Annotated in this window: 1 protein-coding gene; it reads right to left on the reverse strand. The window is 56.7% G+C overall.

The annotated features are described in order from the left end of the window. Nucleotides 1-893: type IIL restriction-modification enzyme MmeI (locus UN64_RS21735; protein WP_369073190.1), on the reverse strand; the 893-nt coding region annotated here is incomplete at both ends.

Genomic DNA, 893 nt, shown 5'->3' on the forward strand with positions numbered 1-893 from the left:
GCCATCTTCTCGTACAGGGCGAATAGGTCGGACAGACGCTGCTCGTCGGTCCCGTACGGCTTCTTCGAGTAGATCGAGTCCACGAGATCATCGACCGCCTTGTGCGCAGCGCACAGGTCATCGGGCATCTTGTCCGGATCGTAGAGCTCCGCGAGCGTCTTCTCGCAGTGGTACTCCCGCACATCCAGAACCCGTAGAGCAGCGAGCGCGAGCTTCTCCTTGATTTCATGGGAGAGTGGAGGGACGGGGAAATTATTGTACACAAGGGTGTTGGAGTACTGATAATTGATGCGCATCCGACCGGACACAACTCCCACCCATGCCATATGCATTGCCGATACAAGAAGCGCGAAGACCCAGGCGGGGGCGTCGGGAATTACGAATACCTTCTTGGAGAGTACTTCTCCTGCGCTTAGGTAGCCTGTTGGGATATATCTGCGGAGCCCCGAAGAGCCACTCGGAAAGACTAGGTTCAATCCTTCGGTGAACCGCGGCTCGCCGAACCTGTATGGCGCGCCTGCCTGCTTTCGCGTGCCCACCTTCGAGCTCGCCTTGCGGAAGGCTGCGACCTTCGCAAAGCGATCGGCGAGGGGCGGAATTGACGAAGCAGTTTTGCCGTCATCAGGATTAACCCACAGGCAATATCGGAGGATGTCATTTATGAATTCCTCAGACCCCACGAAGCGTCGAATGAATCGCTCGGAATCCGGCTCCCTCCTCACAATATCATAACGTTCAAATTCATCGAGCAGAAGGTTTCCACCGTCGACTGGAGCGGCGCCCATTTCCATCAACGGGAGACCCGAAAGGGATGCCCTTCGGGGATGCAGGAACACGTCAGGACTATCGGCGAGGTATCCGTTGATGTTTGAGACGACGACGCGATGGGACTC

It is taken from the genome of Fictibacillus arsenicus (genome assembly GCF_001999465.1).
GTDB classification, from domain to species: domain Bacteria; phylum Bacillota; class Bacilli; order Bacillales; family Fictibacillaceae; genus Fictibacillus; species Fictibacillus arsenicus.